18 protein-coding genes are annotated in these 26,202 nt (G+C 74.5%); 8 read left to right on the forward strand and 10 right to left on the reverse strand.

What is annotated here, in order from left to right:
* Positions 1 to 89: 89 nt before the first annotated feature.
* A complete protein-coding gene (locus ACZ4FH_RS10565; protein ID WP_467303775.1) occupies positions 90 to 2,108 on the reverse strand; it encodes a heparinase in 2,019 nt (672 codons plus the stop codon).
* Positions 2,105 to 3,403: an alpha-L-fucosidase gene (locus ACZ4FH_RS10570; RefSeq protein WP_467303776.1), complete on the reverse strand. Its 1,299-nt coding sequence runs from the start codon at positions 3,401 to 3,403 to the stop codon at positions 2,105 to 2,107. The genes ACZ4FH_RS10565 and ACZ4FH_RS10570 overlap by 4 nt, the downstream gene beginning before the upstream one ends.
* A 109-nt stretch (positions 3,404 to 3,512) precedes the next feature.
* Here ACZ4FH_RS10570 and ACZ4FH_RS10575 point away from each other — a divergent pair, with 109 nt between their 5' ends.
* The 3 genes from ACZ4FH_RS10575 (at position 3,513) to ACZ4FH_RS10585 (ending at position 10,277) form a co-directional block, all read left to right on the forward strand.
* Positions 3,513 to 4,343, forward strand: a complete 831-nt coding sequence (locus ACZ4FH_RS10575; protein ID WP_467303777.1) for an RraA family protein — start codon at positions 3,513 to 3,515, stop codon at positions 4,341 to 4,343.
* Positions 4,344 to 5,015: 672 nt separating this feature from the next.
* On the forward strand, positions 5,016 to 5,810 hold the full coding sequence (locus tag ACZ4FH_RS10580; protein ID WP_467303779.1) for a YhjD/YihY/BrkB family envelope integrity protein: 795 nt from the start codon (positions 5,016 to 5,018) through the stop codon (positions 5,808 to 5,810).
* A gap of 189 nt (positions 5,811 to 5,999) precedes the next feature.
* Positions 6,000 to 10,277 carry a S8 family serine peptidase gene (locus ACZ4FH_RS10585; RefSeq protein WP_467303780.1) on the forward strand — a complete coding sequence of 1,426 codons (4,278 nt, stop codon included), beginning with the start codon at positions 6,000 to 6,002 and terminating at the stop codon, positions 10,275 to 10,277.
* Positions 10,278 to 10,318: 41 nt separating this feature from the next.
* On the opposite strand, the gene ACZ4FH_RS10590 is transcribed toward ACZ4FH_RS10585, so the two are convergent.
* The 6 genes from ACZ4FH_RS10590 to ACZ4FH_RS10615 all read right to left on the reverse strand — a co-directional run bounded on the left by ACZ4FH_RS10590 (position 10,319) and on the right by ACZ4FH_RS10615 (position 17,791).
* On the reverse strand, positions 10,319 to 12,301 hold the full coding sequence (locus tag ACZ4FH_RS10590; protein WP_467303781.1) for a SpoIIE family protein phosphatase: 1,983 nt from the start codon (positions 12,299 to 12,301) through the stop codon (positions 10,319 to 10,321).
* 184 nt (positions 12,302 to 12,485) lie between these two features.
* On the reverse strand, positions 12,486 to 13,046 hold the full coding sequence (locus tag ACZ4FH_RS10595) for a DinB family protein (RefSeq protein WP_467303783.1): 561 nt from the start codon (positions 13,044 to 13,046) through the stop codon (positions 12,486 to 12,488).
* A gap of 103 nt (positions 13,047 to 13,149) precedes the next feature.
* A complete protein-coding gene (locus tag ACZ4FH_RS10600; protein ID WP_467303785.1) occupies positions 13,150 to 13,983 on the reverse strand; it encodes a phosphotransferase in 834 nt (277 codons plus the stop codon).
* Complete coding sequence (locus ACZ4FH_RS10605; RefSeq protein ID WP_467303786.1) at positions 13,980 to 14,279, reverse strand: DUF1905 domain-containing protein; 300 nt, start codon at positions 14,277 to 14,279, stop codon at positions 13,980 to 13,982. Before ACZ4FH_RS10605 ends, ACZ4FH_RS10600 begins: the two co-directional genes overlap by 4 nt.
* A gap of 73 nt (positions 14,280 to 14,352) precedes the next feature.
* A complete protein-coding gene (locus ACZ4FH_RS10610; protein ID WP_467303787.1) occupies positions 14,353 to 14,925 on the reverse strand; it encodes an NUDIX domain-containing protein in 573 nt (190 codons plus the stop codon).
* Positions 14,926 to 15,064: 139 nt separating this feature from the next.
* Positions 15,065 to 17,791, reverse strand: coding sequence for a hypothetical protein (locus ACZ4FH_RS10615; RefSeq protein ID WP_467303788.1), 2,727 nt, complete (start codon positions 17,789 to 17,791; stop codon positions 15,065 to 15,067).
* A gap of 222 nt (positions 17,792 to 18,013) precedes the next feature.
* On the opposite strand from ACZ4FH_RS10615, the gene ACZ4FH_RS10620 reads away from it, so the two are divergent.
* The gene (locus tag ACZ4FH_RS10620) at positions 18,014 to 18,196 is read left to right on the forward strand and encodes a hypothetical protein (protein ID WP_467303790.1); all 183 of its coding nucleotides are present in this window, start codon (positions 18,014 to 18,016) and stop codon (positions 18,194 to 18,196) included.
* Between the two features lie 219 nt (positions 18,197 to 18,415).
* Positions 18,416 to 20,227 carry an ABC transporter ATP-binding protein gene (locus tag ACZ4FH_RS10625; RefSeq protein WP_467303792.1) on the forward strand — a complete coding sequence of 604 codons (1,812 nt, stop codon included), beginning with the start codon at positions 18,416 to 18,418 and terminating at the stop codon, positions 20,225 to 20,227.
* 42 nt (positions 20,228 to 20,269) lie between these two features.
* On the opposite strand, the gene ACZ4FH_RS10630 is transcribed toward ACZ4FH_RS10625, so the two are convergent.
* Entirely contained in the window at positions 20,270 to 21,253 is a 984-nt protein-coding gene (locus ACZ4FH_RS10630; protein ID WP_467303793.1) for a helix-turn-helix transcriptional regulator, read from the reverse strand.
* A gap of 297 nt (positions 21,254 to 21,550) precedes the next feature.
* Here ACZ4FH_RS10630 and ACZ4FH_RS10635 point away from each other — a divergent pair, with 297 nt between their 5' ends.
* From ACZ4FH_RS10635 to gap, 3 genes are all read left to right on the forward strand, one after another.
* On the forward strand, positions 21,551 to 22,960 hold the full coding sequence (locus tag ACZ4FH_RS10635; protein WP_467303794.1) for an aminopeptidase P family protein: 1,410 nt from the start codon (positions 21,551 to 21,553) through the stop codon (positions 22,958 to 22,960).
* Between the two features lie 77 nt (positions 22,961 to 23,037).
* The gene (locus ACZ4FH_RS10640) at positions 23,038 to 23,994 is read left to right on the forward strand and encodes a GlxA family transcriptional regulator (RefSeq protein ID WP_383635918.1); all 957 of its coding nucleotides are present in this window, start codon (positions 23,038 to 23,040) and stop codon (positions 23,992 to 23,994) included.
* Positions 23,995 to 24,100: 106 nt separating this feature from the next.
* Positions 24,101 to 25,099: a type I glyceraldehyde-3-phosphate dehydrogenase gene (gap, locus tag ACZ4FH_RS10645; protein ID WP_467303797.1), complete on the forward strand. Its 999-nt coding sequence runs from the start codon at positions 24,101 to 24,103 to the stop codon at positions 25,097 to 25,099.
* An 81-nt stretch (positions 25,100 to 25,180) separates the two neighbouring features.
* On the opposite strand, the gene ACZ4FH_RS10650 is transcribed toward gap, so the two are convergent.
* A complete protein-coding gene (locus ACZ4FH_RS10650) occupies positions 25,181 to 26,182 on the reverse strand; it encodes an NEW3 domain-containing protein (protein ID WP_467303798.1) in 1,002 nt (333 codons plus the stop codon).
* Positions 26,183 to 26,202 lie beyond the last annotated feature (20 nt).

Below are 26,202 nucleotides of genomic sequence, written 5' to 3' on the forward strand. Positions count from 1 at the left end.
GGGGGTGTGGATCGCCCGGTCGGTGGTGCGTTGCGGTGGAGGTGGGGCGGAGCCCTCATCTCGTGTCTATCGTCTATCGATTGCTGATGCTAAAGGTGCTCACCGCGCTTGTTCAAGGGTGCTGCCGCAACCTCTGAATTCTGCTTCTCCCCGTCCCCCGGGCGCGGTTGCCCCAGGGACCACCGCACGGCGATGCGGCCCCGCCCCGCACGGGAGCGCGCGGTCAGTGTGAGCCGGGTCAGCCGGGGTCCCCAACTGCCCGTCAGCTGCGGGTCGTCCAGCGGACGGACGACGACGTCGGCGCTGGCCTCGGCGGGATCCCAGCGCATCTCCAGGACCGCGCCGCCGGGTCCGGTGACGGTGGCCCGGCCCGGACCGTGGACCACGTCACCGGCCAGCACATGACGGACCACCACGTGCTCCCCGCCCCCCTCCCACCGGTCGGCCACCTCCACGTACGCGCTGTCCCCGCGCACCAGCCGCGCCGTGCGCACCCAGCTCGCGACGGCCCCCGGGGGATAGGCGCCGCCGATCTCCGCGGTCATCCCCGCCTCCCGCGCCCCGAGCCCGACCCGCACGTCCCGTGCCGCGAAGCCGGCCCCCGGCCGCTGTCCGCACCCCGGCTCGGGCACGTTGTGCCAGTCGCTGCGCATCGGCCAGGCCGCGTACCGGTCGGGGCCGAAGGTCTGCGCGGTGTACGTGGGCCGGCCGACGTCCACCACCAGGGGTTCGCCGTCCGCCGCGACCCAGTACGTCCCGACGTCCAGATGGTTGTGGTGCTCGCCGTTGTGGCCGGCCTTCACCGCGAGGGTCAGCCCCGCGTGGCTGCCGGACTGCTCCCGGGCCACCAGGATCTGGAGCCGGGCCAGCCAGGACTCCCGGGCCAGCCATGGAGCCGCGGCGTCCGGGCCGCCGTCCGCGACCGCCCGGCACCACTCCGGGTCCGCCAGCGCCGCCAGCGCCCGGCCCAGACCCGCGCGCGGCGGGGCCGCGCACCCCTGGAGCCGGGCGCCCGCCACCGCGTGCGCCCGCGTTTCCGGCTGCCCGAGCAGCCCGCCCCAGCGGAACAGCACCCACCAGGGCTGACCTACCGTCAGGCGGGCGGGTGCGTCGCCCACGTTCACGTAGCGGTCGCCGCCCAGATGCATGCGCTGCGGATAACGCAGCAGGGCGGCGAGCAGGGGCAGCTCGCGGGCGTCCAGTGCCGGGCCGCCGACTCCGGCGAGCAGATCCAGGATCTCCAGCAGTCGGCACGCCCCCACCCACCAGTAGGCGATGCCCTCGTCGATGCCGCCGTCGTCGGGGAGCGTGGCCACGTAGTGCCCCAGTCCGTCCACGACGAGGCGGACGATCCTGGCCCGCCGGGTCTCGTCCTCGCAGAGCAGCAGCGCGGAGACGAGCACCGCGCCATGGATCCACGGGTTCCAGTTGTTGGCCCCGCCGTCCGCGCCGATCCAGCGCCAGTCCCGCCGCCGCTCGAACGGCAGCAGCACCCGCCGGTCCACCTCGCGCCGCAGCCGGCGCCGCAGCCCCGGCATCCTGCGGTCCAGGAGCGGCCCGAGCGCGTGGTCGGCCCAGGCGAACAGCGCGGCCACCTCGGCCGCGCCGAGATCGAGAAAGGGATCGTCCGGATCCGGGACCAGCTCGCCGCGCGCCGACGCGAACCGCTCGTGCGGCGCCCAGCACCACGTACTGGTCTCGGCGAATGCCACGAGCCCGTCGATCGCCGCGTCCAGGTACGGACAGGCGCCCGGCCCCGCCCCCGCGTCCGCCGACTCACCGGCGAGGACGGCGGCCAGGACCAGCCGGGAGACGCGCTCCTGGAGGGCCCAGGCCGCGTCCTCGTACGCGGCGCGCGAACCGTCCCGGAACGGCCGCGCCCACGCGCCGGCCGTCAGCAGCGGTGCCGGCCGGGCCAACTCCTCCTCCGCGTCGGCTCGTACGCGCCCCCGGAGCGGTGCCGGCACCGCCTCCCAGACCGCGCGGCAGGTGGCGTCGGGGACCCCGATCCGCGCGGCGGGGCCGGCCAGCAGGGCCGCGAGCCCCTCGTCCGGGGCGGCCCGCACCGCCGCGAAGTGCTCCGCCCACGGCCCCGCCGCGGCGCTCACTCCCCGTCCTCGGCGTCCTCGGTCAACTCCAGCTCGATCACCGGCAGCAGGACGTCGGGCCGTGCGATCGGGAGCGTGAGCGTGAGGGTGCCCGCCGGCTGTCCGGGCGGCGCGAGGTTGTTGTGCTCGTGCCGGACCCCGTCCGTCTCGTGGTAGCGGACCTCGGAGCCGTCGTGCAGGAACTGGGCGTAGCGGACCTTGCCGGCCAGGCCCGGCAGGTGCAGATGCTTCAGCGGCCAGGACAGCAGGTGCAGATACAGCTTGTTGCCCGCCTGGGTGTACAGGGCGTTCGCCGGTGCCTCCAGGTCGCTCGGCCCGGCGCCGTGCACGGCCCGCCCGTGCGGCAGGGCCCAGGCCCCGATCGCCCGCAGGGTCTCCCGGGCCCTCGGGTCCAGGGAACCGCGCCCGGTCGGGCCGACGTTCAGGATCAGATTGCCGCCGCAGGCGACCGATTGCACCAGCATCCGCACGAGCAGCGCGGGATCCTTGTAGTCGTGGTTGTCGCGGTCGTAGCCCCAGGAGCCGTTCAGCGTGTGGCAGGCCTCCCACACCACCCGCTTGCCGTCGCGCTCCAGCGGACGGTCCGGCTGGTACTGCTCGGGTGTCACGAAGTCGCCGGGAACACCGAGGCGGTCGTTGACCAGGATGCCCGGCTGGAGCTCGCGCACCAGGGACAGCAGCCGCTCGGCGCCCCACTCCTCCGGGCCCTTCTCCGGATAGGTGAAGTCGAAGAAGAGACTGTCGACCGGACCGTACCCGGTCAGCAGCTCCCGCAGCTGGCCCTCCATGTACGCGCGGTAGCGGGCCATGTCGCGGGGCTCGTCGGCGGCCTGTGTGTCCCGCAGCGGATGGTGCTCGTCCACGGGGAAGTCGGGGTGGTGCCAGTCGAGCAGCGAGTAGTAGAGACCGACCTTCAGCCCCTCGGCGCGCATCGCCTCCACGAACTCCCGGACCAGGTCCCGGCCCGCGGCCCGCACCGAGGTGTAGTCGGTGAGCGCCGAGTCGAACAGGCAGAAGCCGTCGTGGTGCTTGGTCGTCAGCACCGCGTACCGCATCCCGGACTCCCGTGCGGTGCGGGCCAGTTCGCGCGCGTCGAAGAGGTCGGGGTCGAAGCGGTGCAGATAACGGTCGTAGTCCTGGAGGGACATGGCCTCCCGGCTGCGCACCCACTCGTGCCGGGCCGCCATGCTGTACAGGCCGAAGTGGACGAAGAGCCCGAAGCGCGCGGCCTCGAACCAGCCCGTGGACGCGGCGGCATCGGGGGAAACGGGAGTGCCGGGGGAGGTGCGGGGCACGGAGGACTCCTGACGCATTGACATCACTAATCGATTGGCTGTTATCTACCATCGATAGGCGATGATGTCACTGGCGTGGCGTGCGACGAGCGCGCGGAGAGGCAAGTGCATGCACCCGATTGGGGATCAGGAAGCGCCGTCCACGGGCGGATCCCGGCTGAACGGGACGGAGGAGAGCCGCTACGCGTCGATGCGGGCCCCGGTCCACACCGCGGACTACGTACGGCCCACCGACCGGATGGTGGAGGCCCTGGCGGGGGTGAGCGCGGCGACGGCCTGCGCGAAACTGCATCAGATGGGGATCACCCGGACCTTCATCGACGGACCGGTTCCGCTCCACCGCGAGCCGGACGTCAAGGTCACCGGCGGCGCGGTCACCCTCCAGTTCCTGCCGCAGCGCGAGGACGTGTTCAACGGGGCCGAGCAGGAGGACATCGAGGCCAAGACCCCGCTGTGGGGCGTCCTCGAATCCATCCGCCCCGGCGACATCCTCGTCGTGGCGGCCCAGGGCAGCCACTTCACCGGCTGCCTCGGCGACATGCTGGTGCGCTACTTCAAACTGCGCGGCGGCGCCGGGATCGTCGTGGACGGCCGGATCCGTGACGCGGCCCGGATCCGCGCGCTCGGCGTGCCCGTCTGGTGCACCGGAGTCACCCCGCACTACGCCTCGCAGACCGAACTGTTCCCGGCCGCCTACAACGTGCCGGTCGGCGTCGGCGGCACCCTGGTGACACCCGGCGACCTGATCGTCGCCGACGAGGACGGCGCGGTCGTCGTCCCGCAGGACAGGGCGGTCCCGCTGGCCGAGGACGCCCTGCTGCACCAGGACCGCGAGGCCTTCGCCCGCCGGCGGCTGGACGAGGGCGGACGGCTCTCCGACTACTACCCGCTGACCGGGGCGGGGATGACGGAGTACCTGGCGAGCCGCAACGGCGGCTGAGCGCGGGACCGAGGCACTGGCGGAATCACGGCATGACGTGATCCCGCCGGCCCCGGCCCCTTCCTGGGGGAGCGGCCGGGGCCCGAGCATGGCGAGCGGTCAGGACCGGTGGCCGTGGCGGACATCGCGGCCACCGGGACCACCGCCCGCTGCCGCCCGGGAGCGGGTGCCGTGCCCCCGCCCACCCGGGAGCCCCCCATGCGGGCCCGATCCGTTCCGCGCGGCGGCCGAGCTCTCGTGCTCGCCGCCGCGCTCGCCGTCTGTTGGGCAGGTCCCCTGCCGGCGTGGTTCGACGGCACCCGGACGCTGACGGCGGCCGACGCCGGCACCGGCGCCACCTGGAGCGCCGCCGCCGAACCGCACGTACGCCCCGACGGCTCCGCCACCACCGTCCCGCACCGGGCACCCGCCGGAGCCGAGACCGTCACGCCGGGGGTCACCGCGTGGGACGGGGCGGGCAACCGCACCCGGCAGACCGTCGTCCGGGCGTTCGCGCTCAGGGACCGAGGTCCGCGCGGACGCCCCGGGTCCCGGTCCGCTCCCCCCGACGACACGGCGGAGTGGCCCGGGGCCGCCGTGTTGCGTCCAATGGGGGAGGACGGGTCGGGAGGCGGAATGTCGTGGACCAGCCGGGCACGGGACATGAGGGCAGGGGCGGAGACACGGTTCCCCGTGCTCTCCGAGCTGACGAACCGGCTGATGAGCGGCAATCTGCTCGACGCCGGGACCCGGCTCGCGGCCCAGGCGTTCCTGGCCTCCGTGCCGTTGCTCTTCGCCCTGGCGGCCTTCGCCCCGCAGAGCGTCCGGGACCAGCTGCGGGAGTCCCTGCGGTCGATGTTCGGGCTGACCGGACGCGCGGACCACGAGCTCCAGCAGGTCCTGGGCGGCTCCGGGTCCGAGGAGCTGCGCGAGACCACGGGCATCGTCGGCGCGTTCGTCGCCCTGGTCTCGGCGACCAGCTTCAGCCGCGCCATGGCCCGGGTGTGCGAACGGGCCTGGGGACTGCCCAGGGCCGGAACCCGGATCGCGGCCTGGCGCTGGGCGGTGTGGCTGCTGGCCCTCGTGGTCGTCGTCCTCCTCCAGGCACCGCTGCGGGACGGATTCGGCGCCGGGATGTGGCTGGGCGTGCCGGCCTTCTTCCTCGTCAGCACCGGGGTCTGGCTCTGGACCCAGCACCTGCTGCTCGCGGGCCGGGTGGACTGGCTGCCGCTGCTGCCCGGCTCCCTGCTGGGCGCCTCGGCCACCACCGCCCTCGGCCTCACCGCCCGGCTCTACATGCCGGGGGCGCTCGACCGGGCCCTGGGCGAGTACGGCTCGCTCGGCCTCGTCCTGACGATGCTGTCCTGGCTCATCGTCGTCTGCGGCGCGCTCACCTTCGCGTTCACGATCGGCGCCGTCCTGGCCCAGGAGCCCCCGCTCAACCGCCGCCTCGGCACCGGCCGGCCCCCGCAGGACCCCGGCCCCTGACCGCCGGGCGCCGCTGAAGTCCCGTGCCCCGTCCGCCGGTTCGGTCGTCGGGCGGGGCACCGTCGCGTTCCGCCCCGGGCACGGTGGCGTGCATACGACATGTCGACATCCCGCCACGCCGGGCCGCTGACGTGGACGGGGCCGGTCCCCTAGACCTTCCGGGAGGTACTACCGACCGAAAGAGGGACCGTGCGACCACCATCCACCTCCCGCGGGCGAGCGCTCACCGCCGTCGCTCTCGCGGCCACCCTGGCGGGCTCCCTGCTGAGCCTCGCCGGACCGACCGCCCAGGCCGCCCCGGGCGCGGAGATCCCGCGCCCGCTCGGCGCCCGCAGGGCCGACGTACCCAAGGACGTCCGGCACGACAAGCTCGGCGCCCACGACCGCACCCTGCTCGACAAGGCCCGGTCCGGCAGGAAGAAGACCGTCACGGTCCTGCTCGCCGCCCCGAAGGGCGCCACCGCCCGGCTGCGCGCCGACATCGCCGGACTCGGCGGACACGTCGCCACCGCCGACGACCGGCTCGGCTACGTACGCGCCACCGTGCCGACGGACAAGGCGGAGAAGCTCGCGGAACTCGGCAGCGTCACCGCGATCGACCTCGGCGAGACGTTCGCACTGCCGGACCCGTCCCCCGTCACCGCCGCAGACCGCACGGCCGGACAACCCGCGAAGAGCGCTCCCGCCCCCGGCCCGAGGACACCCGCCGCCAACCCCTATCTGCCGACGGCCGACACCGGTGCCGTCGACTTCGTCGCCGACCACCCCTCCTGGGACGGCCGGGGCGTCACCGTCGGCATCCTGGACACCGGAGTGGACCCGAGCCACCCGGCGCTGCGCACCACGACCACCGGAGCGCCCAAGATCGCCGACTGGGTCACCGCCACCGACCCGGTGACCGACCAGGACCCGACCTGGATCGAGATGCGCACCGAGGTGACCGGCCCGGCCTTCACCACCGGCGGCGTCAGCTGGAAGGCGCCCGAGGGCGACTTCCGGTTCCAGGTCTTCAAGGAGGGCGGCACCTGGGGCAGCGAGCTGGAGGGCGACGTCAACCGCGACGGCGACTACAACGACAGCTTCGGCGTCCTCTACCGCAGGTCCGACCACACCATCTGGGTCGACACCGATCTCGACCACTCCTTCGAGGCCGACGAGATCGTCCGCCCGTACGCCGAGAGCGGCACCACGGCCCGTTTCGGCACCGACGACCCGGCCACCCCCGTCGTCGAGTCGCTGCCCTTCACCGTCGAATACCGCGACGACGTCGACCTGTCCCCGCGCGGCGGCAGCAACGAGGGCAAGACCGCCGACTTCGTCAACATCGGCATCGTCTCCGGCGCCCACGGCACCCATGTCGCCGGCATCACCGCCGGTCACGGCATGTTCGGCGGGAAGATGAACGGCGCCGCGCCCGGCGCCCGCATCGTCTCCGAGCGCGTCTGCCTCTTCAGCTCCGGCTGCACCTCGTACGCCCTGGCCGAGGGCATGATCGACGCCGTCGTGAACAAGCACGTCGACGTCGTCAACCTCTCCATCGGCGGTCTGCCCGCCCTCAACGACGGCCAGAACGTCCGGGCCGTCCTGTACGACCGGCTGATCGACGAGTACGGCGTACAGATCTTCGTCTCCGCCGGCAACGACGGCCCCGGCATGAACACCGTCGGCGATCCGTCCGTGGCCGGCCGGGTCGTGAGCGTCGGCGCCTCGGTCAGCCGCGAGACCTGGTGGGCCGACTACGGCTCCGAGGTCACGGCCCGCCAGGCCCTCTTCCCGTTCTCGGCCCGGGGGCCCCGCGAGGACGGCGGCATGAAGCCGACCCTGCTCGCGCCCGGCGCCGCCGTCTCCTCCATACCGACCTGGCTGCCCGGCTCGCCGGTCCCCCAGGCCGGATACGGACTTCCGCCCGGCTACGGCATGTTCAACGGCACCTCGATGGCCTCCCCGATGGCCACCGGCGACGCGGCCCTGCTGCTCTCCGCCGCCGCGGCCACCGGCCGAGGGAAGATCACCCCGGCCGCGCTCCGCGCCGCCCTCACCGGCTCCGCCCGCTTCCTCGCCGACGAACCCGCGTACGCCCAGGGCGCCGGACTGCTCTCCGTGCCCGCCGCCTGGAAAACTCTGGGCCGGGGCGGCCGGACGGCCGAGCCCACCGCGTACGACGTGAAGGCGCCCGTCTGCGGCGCGCTGTCCGGCATGCTCGCCACCCCGGACAGCGGCGAGGGCGTCTACAACCGCTGCGCCACACCCCAGGACGGCGGCCAGGTCAGGGGCGAGACCCGCACCTACGACGTCCGGCTCACGCGCACGGGGGAGGGGAGCGCCACCACGCTGCTGTCCTGGCTCGGCAACGACGGCACGTTCGACGCGCCGCGCCGGGTCCGCCTGGACAAGGGACGCACCGTCACCGTGCCGGTCCGCGCCCGCACCGCGTCCACGGGCGCCCACTCCGCCGTCCTGCGCGTCGACGACCCGGCCACCCCCGGCATCGACCGGATGGTGCTCGTCACCGTCGTCGTCGCCGAGCGCCCGGCCGCCCCCGCGTACCGGACCACCGCCTCCGGCGAATCCGTGCGCAACCGGACCCGTTCGGTGTTCGTCACCGTCCCCAAGGGGGCCGCCGCCGTCCGCGTCGGACTGGACCGGATCGCGAAGGACTCCCAGACGCGCTTCCTGGCCGTCGACCCCCAGGGCCTGCCGGTCGACGACACCGCCGCCGGCCGCTGCTACACCCACTACTCCGACGAGAAGGACTGCGACTCCACCACCCGCGTGTACGAACACCCGATGCCCGGCGTCTGGGAGTTCGAGATCGAGAGCCGCCGCACCTCGCCGCTGCTGAAGAACCCCTACCGGCTGACCGCCACCGTCCAGGGGGCCGCCGTCGACCCGCCGTCGGCCGTGGTCGACGAGGCGGCACTGCACGCCCCGCTGGAGCGGAACGTCACCGCCGTCAACACCTTCGCCCCGGTCAGGGCCCACGCGGCCGGCGGTGCGCTGGGAGCCCTCGCGGTAGCCCGGCCCACCCTCGGCGACCAGCAGATGACCGGCAAGCAGATCACCGTGCCCCGCGACGCCTCGCGCTTCGAGGTGTCCATGGGCAACGCCTCCGACCCGAAGGCCGATCTGGACCTGTTCCTCGTCGCCCAGAGCGGTGCGCTGGTCGGCTCCTCCACCAACGGCGGCTCCCAGGAGACGATCACCGTCGACAAGCCCGCCCCCGGCTACTACCTGCTCTACATCGCCGGGGTCGACGTACCCTCCGGAAGCACCGCGTTCGACATCCAGGACACGCTGTTCTCCGACTCGCTCGGCTCCACGAGCGTCGAGGACGACACCCCCGCCGACCTCGCGTCCGGGGCGTCGCTGGCCGTCCGGGGCCGGATGGTTCCCGACACCCGGCCGCCCGCCGGCCGCCGTCTGGTCGGCCGCTTCTCCCTGGTCACCGACGACGACACCGTCATCGGCAGCTCCGACGTCCTGATCGGCGCGGTCACCCAGCCGAAGGCGGAGGTCACCGGGTCGTTCGGCCCGGCCATCGCCTTCGACCTCGACGACCGGGGCCGCGTCGTCGGGTCCAAGCAGACCGCCGGCCGCTCCCAGCCCATCCGCTGGGACGCGCAGAGCGGCGTCACGGCGCTCGACAACGCCGGCGCCCGCGAGGGCCACGCGCTCAACGCCAGCCCGGCAGCCGGCTACGCCGTCGGGCAGCTGACGCGTTCCGAAGGCGGCACCCGGGGCGGCGTCTGGGCCCCGGACGGCACCCTCACCACGCTGCCGCTGCCCGACTGGGAGACGTACGCCTACGACCGGGCGTACGCGGTCAACGACTCCGGGACCGTCGTCGGCAACGCCTCCGGCGTCCTCACCGACCCTGACACCGGACGCCGGCTCACGGTCAACGACGGCTTCGTCTGGACGAAGGACGGCGGATTCACCAGGCTGCCGCACCTGACCTCCCAGCGGGACCTCACCGAGCCGCTGGCCGTGAACGACGCCGGAGTGATCGTCGGCCACTCCCGCAAGGACGGACAGCGCCGGGCCGTGGAGTGGGCGCCCGACGGCACGATCACCGACCTCGGCACACTGCCCGGCATGGCCGACAGCGTCGCCCGGGACATCAGCGAGGCCGGGACCGTCGTCGGCACCAGCGGCCACGACGCGTTCGTCCTCAGGAAGGGCGGCACGATGACCCGGCTGCCGGACTTCGGTTTCAATGCCGACGCCCTGGCGGTCAACGAGGACGGCTGGATCGCCGGAACCGCGGAACTCCAGCCCGACGCCACCACGGCGGTCGTATGGGACCCACAGGGCCGGATGTACGACCTCTCGGCCATGATCGACACCCAGCACTGGGTGGCGACCGAGGGCATCGGGGTGAACAACCGGGGCGAGGTCGCGTTCTACGCCATGGACAAGACGGACGGCGGTTCGACGAAGGTCGTCACCGCCCGCCTGCCCGGCTGAGCCCGCACGCGGGACCGGCGCACCGCCGCCGGTCCCGCGCGTCAGCCGGACCCGGCCCGGAAGGCGATCATCGCGGTGTCGTCGCGGTGGTCGGACAGGACCAGCAGCCGGTGCAGCAGATCGTCCAGCGGCAGCCGCCGGTGCCGCAGCGCCGCCTTCACGAGGCGGTTCTGCCCCCGCGTGAGCGTGGTGGCCGGCCGCTCGATCAGGCCGTCCGTGTACAGCAGCAAGGTGTCACCGGGTGACAGGACATGGTGGTGCGTGGTGCGGACCAGACCCGGGTCCACGCACAGCGGAGGGTCCGTGCCGGGGCCCGTCAGATACCGCGGAGTGCCGCGCGCGGGGACGAGCAGCGGCGGCGGATGCCCGGCGTTGGACCAGGCGACGTTCCAGCCGCCGTCCTGCCGGGGCCGCAGATGGGCGTGGACCACCGTGGTGAACGGGGCCGCCTCCAGGCCCTCGGCGACCGCGTCCAGTTCTTCGAGCACATCGCACGGCGAGGCGTTGAGCCCGCAGCTGTACGCGAGCGCGCGGAGCATGCTGCGCATCTGGCCCATCGCGGCCGCGGCGGTCAGATCGTGCCCGGCGACATCACCGATGTCCAGGACGACGCTGCGGTCCGGGAGCAGGAAGGCGTCGTACCAGTCGCCGCCGATCTCCCGGGTGCTGCTCGCCGGCTGGTAGCGGGCGGCCAGCGCCGCGCCGGGGACCTCGGGCGGCCGGGTCAGCTGGGCGCGCTGGAGCCGCAGCGCGGTGCGGCGGGCCCGGCCGTGCTCCAGGACCCGGTGGATCGGCTGCTCCGCGTGGTGCAGGACGTCACGGAGCAGTTCGGTCTCGGCCGGACCCGGGACGGGGCTGTCGTCGCAGGTCGCCGCGACCGCGTAGCCGAGCAGGCCGTCCTCGGTCAGCAGGGGGACGAGAGTGACGCTGGTGGCGCCCGCCGCCGTCAGCCAGCGCTCGGTGACCGGGGGGACCAGACCCGGCGGAACGGGACCGCCGGGCGGCACGGCGAAGGTCCGCGGCGCCCCCTGCTCCAGCAGCTCACGGAGCGGGGCGGTGACCGGGACGCTCTGTCCCATCAGGGCCGGGGGCGCCGGCAGCCCGGCCCGCGTGGCGCTCGCGATCCGGCCGGCCCGCAGCGCCACGTGGGAGGGCACCGGCCACTCGTCGTGATCGAGCGTGAGGATCAGGCAGGCGTCGGCGACCTCCGGGACGATCGTGTCCACCACCGTCCCGAACGCCTGGGCCAGCGTCGTCCGCGGCCTGTCGGCGATCTGGGCCAGCAGGCGCTCGCGCAGCCGGGTGCGCCAGGCGTCCTCCACATCGGCGGTGGCGGCGATCCACTCCGCGACCGAACCGTCGCGCACCACCGGCACCGCCCGGGAGAACATGTGCCGGTACTCGCCGCCCGCCGTACGGACCCGGAAGGTGTGCTCGAAGACGCTCTGCGGTTCGGCGGCGGCCTCCATCCAGGCCGCGTGCAGGTCCTCCCGGTCGCGCGGATGGACGACGGCGAACCACGCGTCGTCCGCCCGGGAACGCCACGGCAGACCGGTGATCGCCTCCCAGCCGGGCACCAGCTCGTCCATCGTGCCGTTCGGCCACATCACCCACACCATCTGCGAGACGGCCGTGGCCAGGGCCTCGTACCGCTGGAGGGTGTACGTCTCCGCGGTGGTGTCCATCGCGATGGCGAGGATCCCGCCGCCGCGCCGGGTGGCGACGGGCGTACAGGAGTACACGAAATGCCGGGCCTGGGACGGCGCGCCGGGATCGGTGCGCCGCCGCCCGGTCACCTGGCGGGGACGCCCGCTGCGCCGGACGTCCTCCAGCACACCGAGGAACCGGCTCGCGTCCGGCTCCGGAAACGCCTCCTGGGCGGGCAGCCCGAGGGTGCGCGGGCCGAAGAGCCTGGTGAAGGCCGGGTTGACGTACAGCAGCCGGTGCTCGGGGCCCATCAGCAGCGCGACGGCCGCCACGGCGTCGTCGAACATCCCCGGGTCGAGGAACGGCGCTGCGCCCACCTCCGTCCCCTCTCGTTTCGGCCGCACACCGGCCAGTATCACGGCACGGCGGACCATCCGCCCTCCGGCGGAGTCCGGGGGAACGGCGCCGGGGCCCGAGGGAGCGGCACGGCCGGCCGGGACGCCCGGAGCGGCCCCCGGCACGAGGGAGCGGGCCCGCCGGACGGGCCGGCGGGCCCGCGGATCACTGGCCCACCCGTCCGTCCACGCATTCACGCAGCAGGTCGGCATGGCCGCAGTGCCGGGCGTACTCGTCGATACGGTGCACCATCAGCTCCCGGACCGCGATCTCCTCCCGGCCCAGACGTTCCCCGAGGTCGGCGTGGACGGCCAGTTCGTCGTCGAGCGCGGACTGCTCGCGCGCCAGATCGCCGAAGGCACTCTCGACCGCCGCCGGGTCGGCGACCGCCCCGTCGAAGTCCGCGTCCTTGGGACCGTACAGCCGGGGCAGCCGCTCCTCGTCACGGATCCAGTTGCGCCAGTCCCGCTCCACCTCGGCCAGATGCCGGACCAGACCGAGGAGCGACATCGTCGACGGCGGAACCGACCGCCGGGCCAGCTGCTCCGCGTCCAGCCCCTCGCACTTCATCCGCAGGGTCAGCCGGTAGTCGGACAGAAAGTCCCGCAACGTCTCGGCCTCCCCCTCCGGGCCCGGCCCTTCGCGCTCACGGGGGTCCTTGTCGGGATCCGTCCACATGTCGGGATATACGGTGGCGCTGGTCCAGCGCGCGGGTCGGTCGCTCATGCGGGTCATCGTCGCGGGCGCGGGGGCGCGGGGCCACAGGTTTTCGATCAGCGGTGGACGGGGCGGGCCGGCCGCACCCGGTTGCACCGGCCCGCCGCCCGCCTCACCCCTCGGACAGGCCCTCGGTCAGGGCGGCGGTGAACACCGCGCGGTTCTCCGCCAGCCAGGCCTGACGGCGGTCCCAGCGCTCCCAGCTGCCGCCGCGTGCGGCCCAGACCCGGGTGTAGGCGGGGTCCCCGTCCGCGAGCCTGCGGGCCACGAAGGCCCGGCAGGCGGCGGTGGCCTCCTCGATCACCCGGGGGAGTCCGGCCCGTTGCGGGGCGGGGAGGCCGTAGCCGTCCGCGAGGACGCGGAGCCGGCGCGGTACGTCGAGCCCGGCGGGGTAGGCGGAGGCGGCCGTCGCCGGGTCGACGGCCGGGGCCCAGTAGAGGGCGGTCATCGCGAGGTCCCAGAGGGGCCGGCCCGGGGCGGCCAGGTCGAAGTCGATCAGGGCGGCGGCGCGGCCGTCGCGGAAGACGACGTTCTCCGGGCAGACGTCGTTGTGGCAGAGCAGGGGGCCGCCCCCGGGGTCCGACAGATCGCCCGGCCACGGGGCGTCCGTGTCGACCGGGATGCCCGCCGAGACGTCGTGCAGCCGCCGGAGCAGTGCGCCGACCGAGCGCAGGGCGTCCTCCGTCATCGCCCAGGACGGGAACGGGGGGAGTGCCACGTCTCCCGGGAGGAACGTCAGGCGTTCGCGGCCGTCCGTCACGGGGCCGTCCGGCAGGGGAGCCCCGTCGAAGCCGTGCTCGCGCAGGGCCCGCAGATGAGCGTGGAGGGCGGGGGCGGACCGGGGTGCCGGACGCTCGACGAGATCGCCCCGGCGGACCACCGCGCCCGCGTTCACCATGCCGCCGGCCAGCGGCTCACTCTCCGCGCCCGCCGGTGCGCCGGTCATCGGGCGCCCTGGAGACGGACGGTCATCCGGACGCTCACATCGTCCCCGGCGGCCAGATTCCGCGACCGGCGGACCGCCGTCTTCAGCGGCAGCAGATAGCCGCCGTCCCGGGGGAACAGCGACGTCGTGAACACGGTCCCGCCGATGCGGGCCTCGACGGGGACCGCGCCCCAGCCGTACGTGGCCGTCGCCGCCACCTCCTGGATGTCGGCGGACTGTTCCTCGGGCACGGTGGCGAAGAAGTACGGCGAGGGACCACGCCATTCGACGACGCGGCCGGTGAACTCGACATGCATGGGGATCGATCCGCTCGGTGAGAAGGGTCCGGAGCCCGCGAGCGTACCGGGCCCGGACCGCCGCCCGCCGCCCTCAGCGCTCCCAGTCCCAGGCACCGACGTAGGCCGCCGTTCCGGAACGCCGGGCCTCCGCGACCGCCTCCAGCCGGACGAAGTCCCGCCGGGGCATCAGATCCCGCCACCGCCCCAGCGGAAGGACCCGCGCCGCGTCGTGCTCGGCCGGATCGAGGGTCAGCGCCCCCAGCTGCCCGGCGGTGAGCCGCCCGCCGTCGAAGACGAACCCGATGGTCGCGTACGGCCATTCCGCCCCGGGCTGGCCGAACACCGTGGCCAGCAGCGACGGCGGACCGTCGAAGACGATCCCGGTCTCCTCCCGGCACTCCCGCAGCGCCGTCTCCCAGGGCCGCTCACCCGGATCCATCGTGCCGCCGACCAGCTGCCAGGGGTGGCTGCGGGAGTACACCGCCCTGAGCTGGAGCGGCCGGTCCTCCTCGTCGGTGAAGTACAGGCAGGCGAAGGCGGTCGCCTTCAGCACCGTCTCGGCGTACTCCTCCGGCGGCAGCCAGCCCGGGATCCGGCCGTCGGGCTGGTGCGGAAGGTGCGGAATGTGTGACAGGTGCGGCGCGTGCACCGGGGAGGTGGGCATGGAGGCTCCGATCGTCGGTCCGGGCAAGGGGTTCCGGCCCCCTGAGAACGCCCGTACGGAAAGGGCGGTAACGGTCGGCGCGGGAGGACTCGGTGAACGGATGTCCAGACCGGAGGCCGGGGACCGGCGCGTCCCGGCCTCAGTCCAGGTCGTCCCAGGACCACGGGGCCGCGGGCGCCCCGTCCGGCTCCCGGCCGTACCGGAACCGTTCCCGGTGGCCGGGGGACCGGGCGAAGACGGCGAAGTGCCCGTCGGCGGGCAGCCGCGGATCGTCCTCGGGGGCCGGACGGTGCGCGGGCCCCTCCTCCCGCAGACCGCCCAGCAGCCCCGCCATGGCCCCGGGGTCGTCGAGGGCGTCCCGCGCGTCCGGATCCCGGGACAGCCGGGCCGCCACCTGCTCGTACAGACCGACCTCGGTCAGCCGTCCGCGCAGTCGGCCGCGCAGCCGGGCGCGCATCAGGGCCGGGGCGTGGGCGGTGCCGGACGCCGCGCGCTCGGCGGTGCGCCGGGCCAGCACCGCGACCGGGCCGTCGGCCGCGACCGCGCGCAGCGCGGCCAGCAGCCGGGCCACGGCATGCGGATTCTCCAGCGGTGCGTGGCGGGCGGCACGGTCGGCGAGCGCGGCGACCTGCTGCTCGGCACCGGCCGCGCGCAGACTGCCGAGCAGCCGGGCGATCCCGTACGGATTGTCGAGCGCCGCGTGTGCGGCGGGATCCCGGTCGAGCAGCGCCCGCACCTGCCCGGATGCGTCGGCCTCCCGCAGCCGGGTCAGCAGCCGACCGACCGCGTAGGCGTTGCCCAGGTCCACCGCGCGGGCCGGATCCCGGCCGAGCAGCACCGCGATCTGCCGGTGCGCGCCCGCCTCCCGCAGCCGTCCCAGCAACTCGGCCACCGCGTACGGGTTGTCCAGGCCGCTGTGCTCGGCCGCCCGGTCCGCCAGGGTCATGAGCTGCTGATGCGCCCCGGCCTCCCGCAGCCCGTGCACCAGATGGGAGACGGCGTACGGACTGTCGAGCGGGGTTCCGGCGGCGGCGCGGCGGGCCAGCAGCGCCACCTGCTCCCGGGCGCCCGCCTCGCCCAGCCGGCCGAGCAGCCGGGCCACGGCGCGCGGGCTGCCGACCGAGGCCCGCGCGGCGGGATCCCTGGCGAGCAGGGCCGCGGCCGGTGCGTGCGCGCCGGTGTCGTGCAGCCGGCCGAGCAACTCGGCGACGGCGAAGGGGTCGTCGAGCGCGGCATGCGCGGCCGCCCAGTGCGCGGGGCGCGGATCGGCGGCGTCCATCTCGTGGAAGTCGTCCACGAGCGCCGCCGCGGCGGCCGGGTCTCCGTGGGCCGTGGCGCGTTTGTGGAGCTGGGCGGCGTCCCGGTAGAGACCGCGGGCCCGCGCGGCCTCCGCGAGCACCGTGACGTCGGCCGGGTCGGCGTGGCGGGCGAGCGCGCTCCAGAAGCTGATCGGCGGGATCAGCCCCGTCCGGGACTGACGGCCGTACTGGTCGAGATAGTCCGCCAGCCGGTACTGGGGGCCGCCGTCCGGGGCGCTCTCACCGCGCGGTCGGCGGTCACGGGGGACGGGGACGCGGACGGGGCCCAGGATCCCGGGGATGCCGTTGCAGGGGGCCGTGACATGGGCCAGGGCCTCCGCCTGCCAGTCGTCCCCGGCGGCGTCCCACTCGGCCTCCGTCAGATAGCCCGGAGCCGCTTCGACGAGCAGGGCGTGCGGCAGCCGGGGGCCCGCGCCCAGGCGCCGCGCGTCCATGGCGGCGTGGACGAGTGCCCGGGTGGCGCCCCGGGCCTCGTCGTAGCGGTCCAGCAGGACCGGAACGCCCGCCAGGTACTGGGTGATCCGTCCGTCCCGGGCGTGCTCGGCCGCCTCGCCGATCCGGGGATCGCGCCCCGCCGCGTCGTCGAGGGCGGCCGAATCGGCGCTGCCGAACGCGTCCGGCACCCCGATCCGGTGGCCCTCCAGCAGGGTGCGCGCGTCGAGACGGCGGTCGGGTGCGGCACGGGTCGTCAGGGTGTCCCAGTTCTTCGGCCACAGCGTGGCCAGGACGAGGACCGGTCCGCGCGCGGGGTCGTGCAGCAGGCTCCGCAGTCCCGCCGCCACCCGCTCGCCGTCCCTGTCGGACTCCAGGTACGCCTGGGCCTCGTTGAGCCAGATCACCGTGTGCGGGGCGACCCGCGGGAGTTCGGCCGACAGGGCGTCCGGGCGCGTGGGTTCCAGGGGGTGCCAGAGCCGCCACGGCGCGCCGCGTCCGCGCAGCCGGCCCAGGGCCTCCCAGCACGAGCGGGTCTTGCCGGTCGAGGAACCGCCCACCAGGACCGCGATGCCGCTCGTGCCCGCCGCGGCCCGTTCGACCACGGCGGCGAGGCGGCGGTCGTGCTCCCGGGGGACGTAGGCGGGCAGCGCGGGCAGCCCGCTGCCGGGCGGGCCGATCGCCCGGTGCACCTCCAGATGGAACGGGTCGGTGACCTCGTCCAACGGCCGTCCCGGGCTCATGCGTTCCAGCACGGCCCGCGCCTGTCCCGCCTCCACCGCCGTACGGGTGGAGTCCGCGCGGCCCCGGGCCTCGGCCTCGTAACCGCGCCGCCACCGCCGCTCGTCCAGCACGGCCGCGGACTCGGGGTCGTCGCCGAGCCCGGCCGTCCCCGCCCCCGCCCGCACGGCGCGGACCATCGCGAGCAGCGGGTCGATCCGCTGGGGGAACCGCTCCAGGCGCAGCCAGTGCCCGATCGTCGTCGGGCTGACCCCGGCCGCCGCGGCCAGCGTCCGGTCGGACGGGCGCCCGCCCAGCCGCCCGGAACGGAACGCGGCCAGGGCGGCGACCAGTTCGGCGTACGAGAGGTCCTGACCCCGCGACGGTGCTTCCACACTGACCACGCTTTCCCGGTCCCGTGCGCGGCCGTCCACTCCGTACCTGGACACCCGTGGTGGACACACGAGAAGCCGTGGCGTGCACCCTAACGTTCTCCGGCGGTGTACGGGCCGCCGTGCGCGATCCGGCGCGGACTCCTCCTGGACGGAGGCCCGGACGGTCAGATTCGGAGACGTCCCGAACGGCCCGGCCGGGCCGTCCCGATCGTGGGAGCCCCGATGAGCCCCGTGCAGATCCTGTCGCTTCTCCTCGCCCTGTCCCTCGCGCTCCACCTGGCGTTCGCCGGCGGGCTGCTCGCCCGTCGCGCGGGATCCGGCCTCTCCCAGGCCGTTCTGACCGGGGGCGGTGTGGCGGCCACCGCGCTCGGAATCTACTTCGCGGCGGTCGCCGCCTACGGCTGACCGCCCGGAACCGGCCATCCCCGAGGGGGTGAAAGTGGCCGGTAAAAACGCGTGGACTCGTCGGACGCGACGGCGGGAGACTGGGGCGAATCGCCCACCTTCCTCCCTCCCACTCCGACACACCGCCGCCGACCGCGCGGGGGACGTTGCCGGCGCGTCGTCGTGGGCGGAGGGACCCGCCGGGGCGTGGGCACACCGCACGAACGACACAGGGTTGGCATGGGTACGCCTCAGACGCAACAAGGGCCCCGCAAGGGCTCCGTCCTCCTCGCACTCCGCTACTACGGGCGGGAGTTGACCCGCCGAAAACGGGTGACCGCGCCCGCGCTGCTGCTTCCGGCGCTCGGCAACATCGGCATCAACTACATCGCGCCGCTCGTCGTCGCGAAACTCGTCGGCCGGATCGCCGGCGACTCCGACCTCTCGGTCCGCTCGATGCTCCCCTACGTGGCCGGCTTCGCGGCGGTGCTGCTGCTCGCCGAGACCTGCTGGCGGATCGGACTGCACTTCCTGAACCGGCTGGACGCGCTCGGCATCGAGAGCCTCTACGTCCAGGGCATGGACGAGCTGTACGCCAAGGACGCCACGTTCTTCCACGACAACTTCGCCGGATCGCTGACCAAACGGGTCCTCAGCTTCGCCACCCGCTTCGAGAACTTCATCGACACGCTGACCTTCTCCGTCGTGGGCAGTTTCGTCCCGCTGCTCTTCGGATCCGTGGTGCTGTGGCGCTACGACCCGCTCCTCGTCGTCGGACTGCTGGCGATGATCCTGGTGACGGGGGTCTGCGCCGCCCCGCTCATCCGGCGCCGGCAGGCCCTCGTCGCCCGGCGCGAGGAGGCGATCGCCCGGGTCTCCGGCCATGTCGCCGACAGCCTGATGAACATGGACACGGTCAGGGCCTTCGCCGCCGAGCGGCGCGAGGCGGCCGAGCACCGCTCCCGCGTCGCCGAATCGCGCCGGCTCACCCTGCGCTCGTGGGACTACGGCAATCTGCGCATCGACACCTTCGTCGCGCCCATGTCCGTGCTGACCAACGCCCTCGGCCTGCTGCTCGCCGTCGCCCTCGCGGGCGGGGGCCACGGGGTGGAGGCCGTCGTCGTCGCGTTCACCTACTACTCCAACGCCACCCGGATCATGTTCGAGTTCAACCAGATCTACCGGCGGCTGGAGAGCTCGATGACGGAGGCCGCCCAGTTCGCCGAACTGCTGCTGACCCCGCCCGCGCTGACCGACCCCGAGCACCCCGAGCCGCTGCTCTCCCGCTCCGCCGACGTCCGCTTCGACCGGGTGAGCTTCGCCCACCCCGGAGCGGGGCCGCTCTTCGAGTCGCTGGACCTCGATGTGCCGAGCGGGACCAGGATCGGCCTCGTCGGCCGGTCCGGCGGCGGGAAGACCACGCTCAGCAGGCTCCTGCTGCGGATGTCGGACCTGGACGGCGGCCGCATCCTCATCGGCGGACAGGACATCAGCCGGATGCGCCAGGCGGACGTCCGCGCGCAGATCGCGTACGTGCCGCAGGACCCGGCGATGTTCCACCGGACCCTGCGGGACAACATCGCGTTCGCCCGGCCCGACGCCACCGAGGCCGAGATCCGCCGCGCGGCCAAGGCGGCCCACGTCACCGAGTTCGCCGACGCGCTCCCGGACGGCTTCGACACCATGGTGGGGGAGCGCGGCATCAAGCTCTCCGGCGGACAGCGCCAGCGCGTCGCCCTCGCCCGCGCCATCCTCCGCGACGCGCCGATCCTGCTCCTCGACGAGGCCACCAGCGCCCTGGACTCGGAGAGCGAGGTCCTGGTCCAGGAGGCCCTGTGGCGGCTGATGGAGGGGCGGACGGCCCTCGTCGTGGCCCACCGGCTGAGCACCGTGGCCTCCATGGACCGGCTGGTGGTCCTGGACCGGGGCCGCATCGTCGAACAGGGCTCGCACCACGAACTGCTCGCCACCGAGGGGGCGTACGCGAAGCTGTGGCAGCACCAGTCCGGCGGCTTCCTCGACGACCCCGGCCAGCCGGCCGAGGCGCGCTGAACCCGGCCCGGCGCGGCGGACCGCCCGCCGCGCCGGGCCCGTTCACAGCCAGCCCGAGCGCTGGGCCCGGAGCGCCATCTGGAACCGGTTCGCCGCGCCGAGCCGGGCCATCAGCGTCGACAGCCGGCGGAACAGCGTGCGCCGGCTCACGCCCAGCTCCCGGGCGATCACCTCGTCGCTCGCCCCGCCCGCCAGCAGCCACAGCAGCCGCCGGTCCGCCGGGGCGAGACCACCGGGCCGGGCGGTGCGCCCGTGGAACGGCAGGGCGCCGGACCACGACTCCTCGAACAGCGCCACCAGCGCCGAGAACAGACCGCACGGCCGCACGACGAGCATCGTGTGGTGCACGTCCGCCTCCCGGATCGACAGCGAGACCAGCGCGTACGCGTCGTCGATGATCACCAGCTTGACCGGGACCGTCGGCAGCACCCGCGCCTGCTCCCCGGCCCGGACGCACGGTTCGATGACGTCCTTGAGGTGCCCCGGGTGCTCCAGCGACGCGCGCGAGTAGACGACCCGCTGCGTCACCCCGCGCGCCAGCGTCGCCAGCGCGTCCTCGGTGGCCCCGGTCAGCGGGACGTACGGCGGCGACTCGAACTGCCGGATCTGCTCCCGCGCGCTCGCCCACGCCTGCCGGATCCGCGGACCGACCGCGTCCCCGGTCACCACCTCCACGAGATCGCCGGGCGAGGCGGCGAGCCGCTGCCGCCGGAACACGTCGAACGCGCCGCCGACCGCGATCCGCGACTCCTCGACCTCCGCCGCACGGTGCCGGGCCAGGACGTCGAGCCCCGCCGCGGGCGGCACCGGAACCACCACCGCGCCGGTCCCGTCCGCCGCGCCCGCCAGCCCGGCGTCCACCAGCGCGGCGTACGCCCCCGCCAGCTCCGCGCCCGTCAGACCGGCCGCCTCCCCGATCGCCTCCAGCGGGGCGGGCGCCCGCTCCAGCAGGGCCAGATACACCCGGCGCGCCGGCCCGTCGATGCCCAGCAGCCGCAGCGCCTCGCCGAGTCTCTCGTTCGTCATGGGCGCCACTATGACGCCTCCCCGGGCGGGAAACCGCACACGCCGTCGTCCGCGGCGGTGACGGCGTGCGCGGGCTCGCGCCGAGACGGTCCGGGCGCGCCGGGTGGCCGATCAGTGCCACTGGCACGGTCGGGCACCACGGGTCCGTCGCGAGGGATAGCCTCCGGAGGCCGACGACCGGCGACGGCGAGCGCGCGCCCACCGGCGCGCCCCGGTCCTCGTCGGGAACGGCCCGGCCCACCCCGGGCCCCCGACGCGGCCGCGCCGCAGGAGACCGTCCCGAAGAAGGAGCATGACGTGGCGAAAGGCCGGAAGAACCGCCTCTACCCGGAGATCTCACCGGAGCTGTCCGCGCTGATGCGGACCGGCTGGGCGGACACCGAGCAGCACGATCTGAGCCCCGACGAACAGGCCCCGCACGCCGCCCGCCGCCGGACCGCCCTCTCCGCGCGCTTCCCCGGCGAACGCCTCGTCGTCCCGGCCGGACGCCTCAAGACCCGGTCCAACGACGACACGTACCCCTTCCGCCCCTACTCCGGCTACGTCCACATGACGGGCGACCGGGCCCGCGACGGCGCACTCGTCCTGGAGCCGCGCGCCGACGGCGGCCACGACGCCTACTGCTTCCAGCTGCCGAGGGACGGCCGGGACGACGACGAGTTCTGGACCGGGCCCACGGCCGAGCTGTGGATGGGCCGGCGCCGCTCCCTGGCCGAGGCGGAGCGCGTCCTCGGCCTGCCCTGCCGCGACGTCCGCACCGCGGCCGCCGACCTCGCCGCCTCCGACGTGCCCACCCGCGTCGTCCGGGGCATCGACCCCGTCCTGGAGGCGGCGCTGCGCACCGACGCGGAGCGCGACGCCGGACTGGAGGAGGTCCTGAGCGAGCTGCGCCTCGTCAAGGACGACTGGGAGCTGGGCGAACTCCGCAAGGCCGTCGACTCCACCGTGCGCGGCTTCACCGACGCCGTCGCCGAACTCTCCACCGCCGTCGCCTCCTCCGAGCGCTGGATCGAGGGCACCTTCCTGCGCCGCGCCCGCCTCGAAGGCAACTCGGTCGGCTACGGCACCATCTGCGCCGCGGGCGACCACGCCACGATCATGCACTGGACGGACAACGACGGCCCCGTCCGCCCCGGAGAACTGCTGCTGCTCGACGCCGGGGTGGAGACCCACACCCTCTACACCGCCGACGTCACCCGCACCCTCCCCATCAGCGGCACCTTCACCCCCGTCCAGCGCAGGGTCTACGACGCGGTGTACGAGGCGCAGGAGGCCGGATTCGCCGCGGTCAAGCCGGGCGCGGCCTACCGCGACTTCCACGAGGCCGCCCAGCGCCACCTCGCCGGACGGCTCGTCGAGTGGGGCTTCATCGAGGGACCGGCCGACCGCGCGTACGAGCTGGGGCTCCAGCGGCGCTTCACCATGGCGGGCACCGGCCACATGCTCGGCCTGGACGTCCACGACTGCGCCGCCGCCCGCTGCGAGGAGTACGTCGACGGCGTCCTGGAGCCGGGCATGGTCCTCACGGTCGAGCCCGGACTGTACTTCCAGCGCGACGACCTGACCGTGCCCGAGGAATGGCGCGGCATCGGCGTCCGCATCGAGGACGACCTCGTGGTCACCGCGGACGGCCACGAGAACCTGTCGGCCGGCCTGCCCCGGTCCGCCGACGAGGTCGAGGACTGGATGGCCCGGCACGCCCGCTGAGCCCGGGGGCGGGCCGGGGCGGCAGGACCGCTCCGGCCCGTTCGCCCGCCCCGCCCGGCCCCTCGTACGCTGGGCCCGTGTCCGCCCACCGACTGCACCGCGCCGCCGTCCTCGTCCTGGAGGGCGCCAAACCGCTCGACGTCGGGATCCCCGCCCAGGTGTTCACGACCCGCGCGAGCATGCCGTACGAGGTCCGGGTGTGCGGCGCCGCACCCGGACTGGTCACCGGCGGCGACGGACTCTCGTACCACGTCGCCGACGGGCTCGACGCCCTGGAGTGGGCCGACATCGTCTTCATCCCCGGCTACCGCCACCCCGACCGCGAGGACCCGCCCCGGCCCGTCGTGGACGCGCTCGTCGCCGCCCATGCCCGGGGCGCCCGGCTCGCCGCGATCTCGACCGGCGCGTTCGCCCTCGCCGCCACCGGACTGCTCGACGGCCGGCGCGCCACCACGCACTGGCACTACGCACGGGCCCTGGCGGCCAAGCACCCCCTGATCCGGGTCGACGAGAACGTGCTCTTCGTCGACGAGGGCAGCGTCCTCACCTCGGCCGGTGCCGCGTCCGGCATCGACCTGTGCCTGCACATCCTGCGCGGCGACCTCGGCGTCGCCGCGTCCAACCACGCCGCCCGCCGGCTCGTCGCCGCCCCCTACCGCAGCGGCGGCCAGGCCCAGTACGTCCCCCGCAGCGTCCCCGAACCCCTGGGCGAACGCTTCGCCGCCACCCGCGAATGGGCGCTGCACCGGCTCGGCGAACAGCTCACCCTCGACGCGCTCGCCCGGCACGCGGCCGTCTCCCCGCGCACGCTCTCCCGCCGCTTCGTCGAGGACACCGGCTACACCCCCATGCAGTGGGTCATGCGGGCCCGCGTCGACCGCGCCCGCGAACTCCTGGAGCGCTCGGAGCACAGCGTCGAGCAGATCGCCGCCGAGACCGGCCTCGGCACCGGAACCAATCTCCGCCTGCACTTCCAGCGCATCCTGGGCACCACACCGAGCGAGTACCGGCGCACCTTCGCCCGCACCGAATAGCCCGTTCCGCACCCTGGCGCGATCCTTTCGAACCGTGGCGCCCGCGCCGCTGCCGGGCCGCCGTTCCCCGAGCGAAGCTGGGTGACGAAACGAAGGGACATCGCTCATGACTCGCATCGCCATCAACGGATTCGGCCGCATCGGACGCAATGTGCTGCGCGCCCTGCTGGAGCGCGACACCGACCTGGAGGTCGTCGCCGTCAACGACCTCACCGAGCCCGCCGCCCTGGCCCGGCTGCTCGCCTTCGACTCCACGTCCGGCCGGCTCGGCCGGCCCGTGGGTCTCGACGGCGACGTCCTCGTCGTGGACGGGCGGCGCATCACCGTGGTCGCCGAGCGCGAGCCGGCGAAGCTGCCCTGGAAGGCCCTGGACGTCGACATCGTCCTGGAGGCCACCGGCCGCTTCACCTCGGCGAAGGCGGCCCGCGCCCACCTGGACGCGGGGGCGAGGAAGGTGCTCGTCAGCGCCCCGTCCGACGGTGCCGACGTCACCCTCGCGTACGGCGTCAACACCGGCGCGTACGACCCGGAGCTGCACACGATCGTGTCGAACGCGTCCTGCACGACGAACGCGCTCGCCCCGCTGGCCGCCGTCCTCGACGAGCTCGCCGGGATCGAGCACGGGTTCATGACGACCGTGCACGCCTACACGCAGGAGCAGAACCTCCAGGACGGCCCGCACCGCGACCCGCGCCGGGCGCGCGCGGCCGGCGTCAACATCGTGCCGACCACGACCGGTGCCGCCAAGGCGATCGGCCTGGTGCTGCCGAACCTGGACGGCAAGCTGTCCGGGGACTCGATCCGGGTGCCCGTTCCGGTCGGCTCGATCGTGGAGCTGAACACCACCGTCGCCCGCGACGTGACCCGCGAGGACGTGCTGGCGGCCTACCGCGCGGCGGCCGAGGGCCCGCTCGCCGGGGTCCTGGAGTACTCCGAGGACGCCCTGGTCTCCTCCGACATCACGGGCAACCCGGCCTCGTCGATCTTCGACTCGGCGCTGACCCGGGTCGAGGGCCGGCACGTCAAGGTCGTCGCCTGGTACGACAACGAGTGGGGCTTCTCCAACCGGGTCATCGACACCCTCCAGCTCCTCGCCCGGGGCTGACCCCGGCGGAGCCGTCACGGCGAGCGTCCCGAGGCCGTCCGCCGCACCCTCGTCCGGGTGCGGCGGACGGCCTCGCCGCCGTCAGGGAGCGATCCCCATGTCGAAGAGGTGGACGTTCCCGTTGGCCGGCAGGACCACGAAGTCGACGGTCCTGTCCGGGTCCAGCGCGATGGAGTGCGCGAACACGCGGTACTTCACGGTGGCGTTGCCGTACCCGTCGGGCCGGTTGCGTCCGTCCGTGGAGGCCACCAGGGTGGCGCCGTGGGCGTCGGCCGGGTCGAACGACCAGTTCGGGAAGCCGAACGAGCCGGTCGTCGTGGTCCCGTCGGTGTAGTACACGGTGGCGCTGCCGGTGGCCCCGCTGCCGACGCCGGACCCCAGGAACACCAGTGTGGAGCCCCGGCCCGGGAGGGTGACGGCCTGTCCGGCGCTCGACACGTTGTCCTTGCTGCCGGCGGGGACGTCCGGCCAGGTCAGCTGGGCGCCCAGGGCGTCGACCCGGGCACCGGGGGTGAGTCCGACGGCGGCGAGCTTCTGGGCGGAGAAGCTGTTGCCCTCGCCGTCGTAGTTGCCCGGCTTCGTGTCGGCCTCGTCGGTGATCGCCACCGCGTTGTACGCCGCCGCCAGGTTCGCCTGCGGCGAGCCGGAGCGTTCGGTGCGGGTGCCGGTGGCCGTGCCGAGGCCGTCACCGCCCTGGTACGTCGCCGTCGCGGTGAACGCGCGGATCACGAACCCGGAACGCTTCTCCGGCACCTGGATCCGGAAGGTCGTGGACGCGGAGGCGCCCGTGGCCAGGGACCCGGACACGCTCCGCACGGCCGGCTGGACCGCCCAGCCGACCGGTCCGCCGAACGACACCTTCAGCGAACGCAGGCGCTGCGGCGCGGTGTTGCGGACGGTCACCTCCACCTCGGAGATCGCCGGCCCGTCCAGGTCCACGGCGGAGACGGTGACCTCGGTCCCCGGGGCGGACGCGGCGGCGGGCGGGGCGGGCGCGGCGGTGGCCGCCTGGGCGGGGACGAGCAGGACGGCGGCCGCCACGGCGGCGGCGCGCAGCGGGGCGATCAGTCGGGCCGGTCTCATGGCGTGCTCCTTCACGGGGG

Source organism: Streptomyces sp. NPDC024555, from assembly GCF_055559335.1.

Coding starts and splice junctions, on each gene's coding strand:
- ACZ4FH_RS10610 (WP_467303787.1), bottom strand. CDS start 14,925: ATGCCCACCTCCCCGGTGCACGCGCCGCACCTGTCACACATTCCGCAC.
- ACZ4FH_RS10620 (WP_467303790.1), top strand. CDS start 18,014: ATGAGCCCCGTGCAGATCCTGTCGCTTCTCCTCGCCCTGTCCCTCGCG.
- ACZ4FH_RS10595 (WP_467303783.1), bottom strand. CDS start 13,046: ATGAGCGACCGACCCGCGCGCTGGACCAGCGCCACCGTATATCCCGAC.
- ACZ4FH_RS10600 (WP_467303785.1), bottom strand. CDS start 13,983: ATGACCGGCGCACCGGCGGGCGCGGAGAGTGAGCCGCTGGCCGGCGGC.
- ACZ4FH_RS10575 (WP_467303777.1), top strand. CDS start 3,513: ATGCACCCGATTGGGGATCAGGAAGCGCCGTCCACGGGCGGATCCCGG.
- ACZ4FH_RS10605 (WP_467303786.1), bottom strand. CDS start 14,279: ATGCATGTCGAGTTCACCGGCCGCGTCGTCGAATGGCGTGGTCCCTCG.
- ACZ4FH_RS10650 (WP_467303798.1), bottom strand. CDS start 26,182: ATGAGACCGGCCCGACTGATCGCCCCGCTGCGCGCCGCCGCCGTGGCG.
- ACZ4FH_RS10630 (WP_467303793.1), bottom strand. CDS start 21,253: ATGACGAACGAGAGACTCGGCGAGGCGCTGCGGCTGCTGGGCATCGAC.
- ACZ4FH_RS10625 (WP_467303792.1), top strand. CDS start 18,416: ATGGGTACGCCTCAGACGCAACAAGGGCCCCGCAAGGGCTCCGTCCTC.
- gap (WP_467303797.1), top strand. CDS start 24,101: ATGACTCGCATCGCCATCAACGGATTCGGCCGCATCGGACGCAATGTG.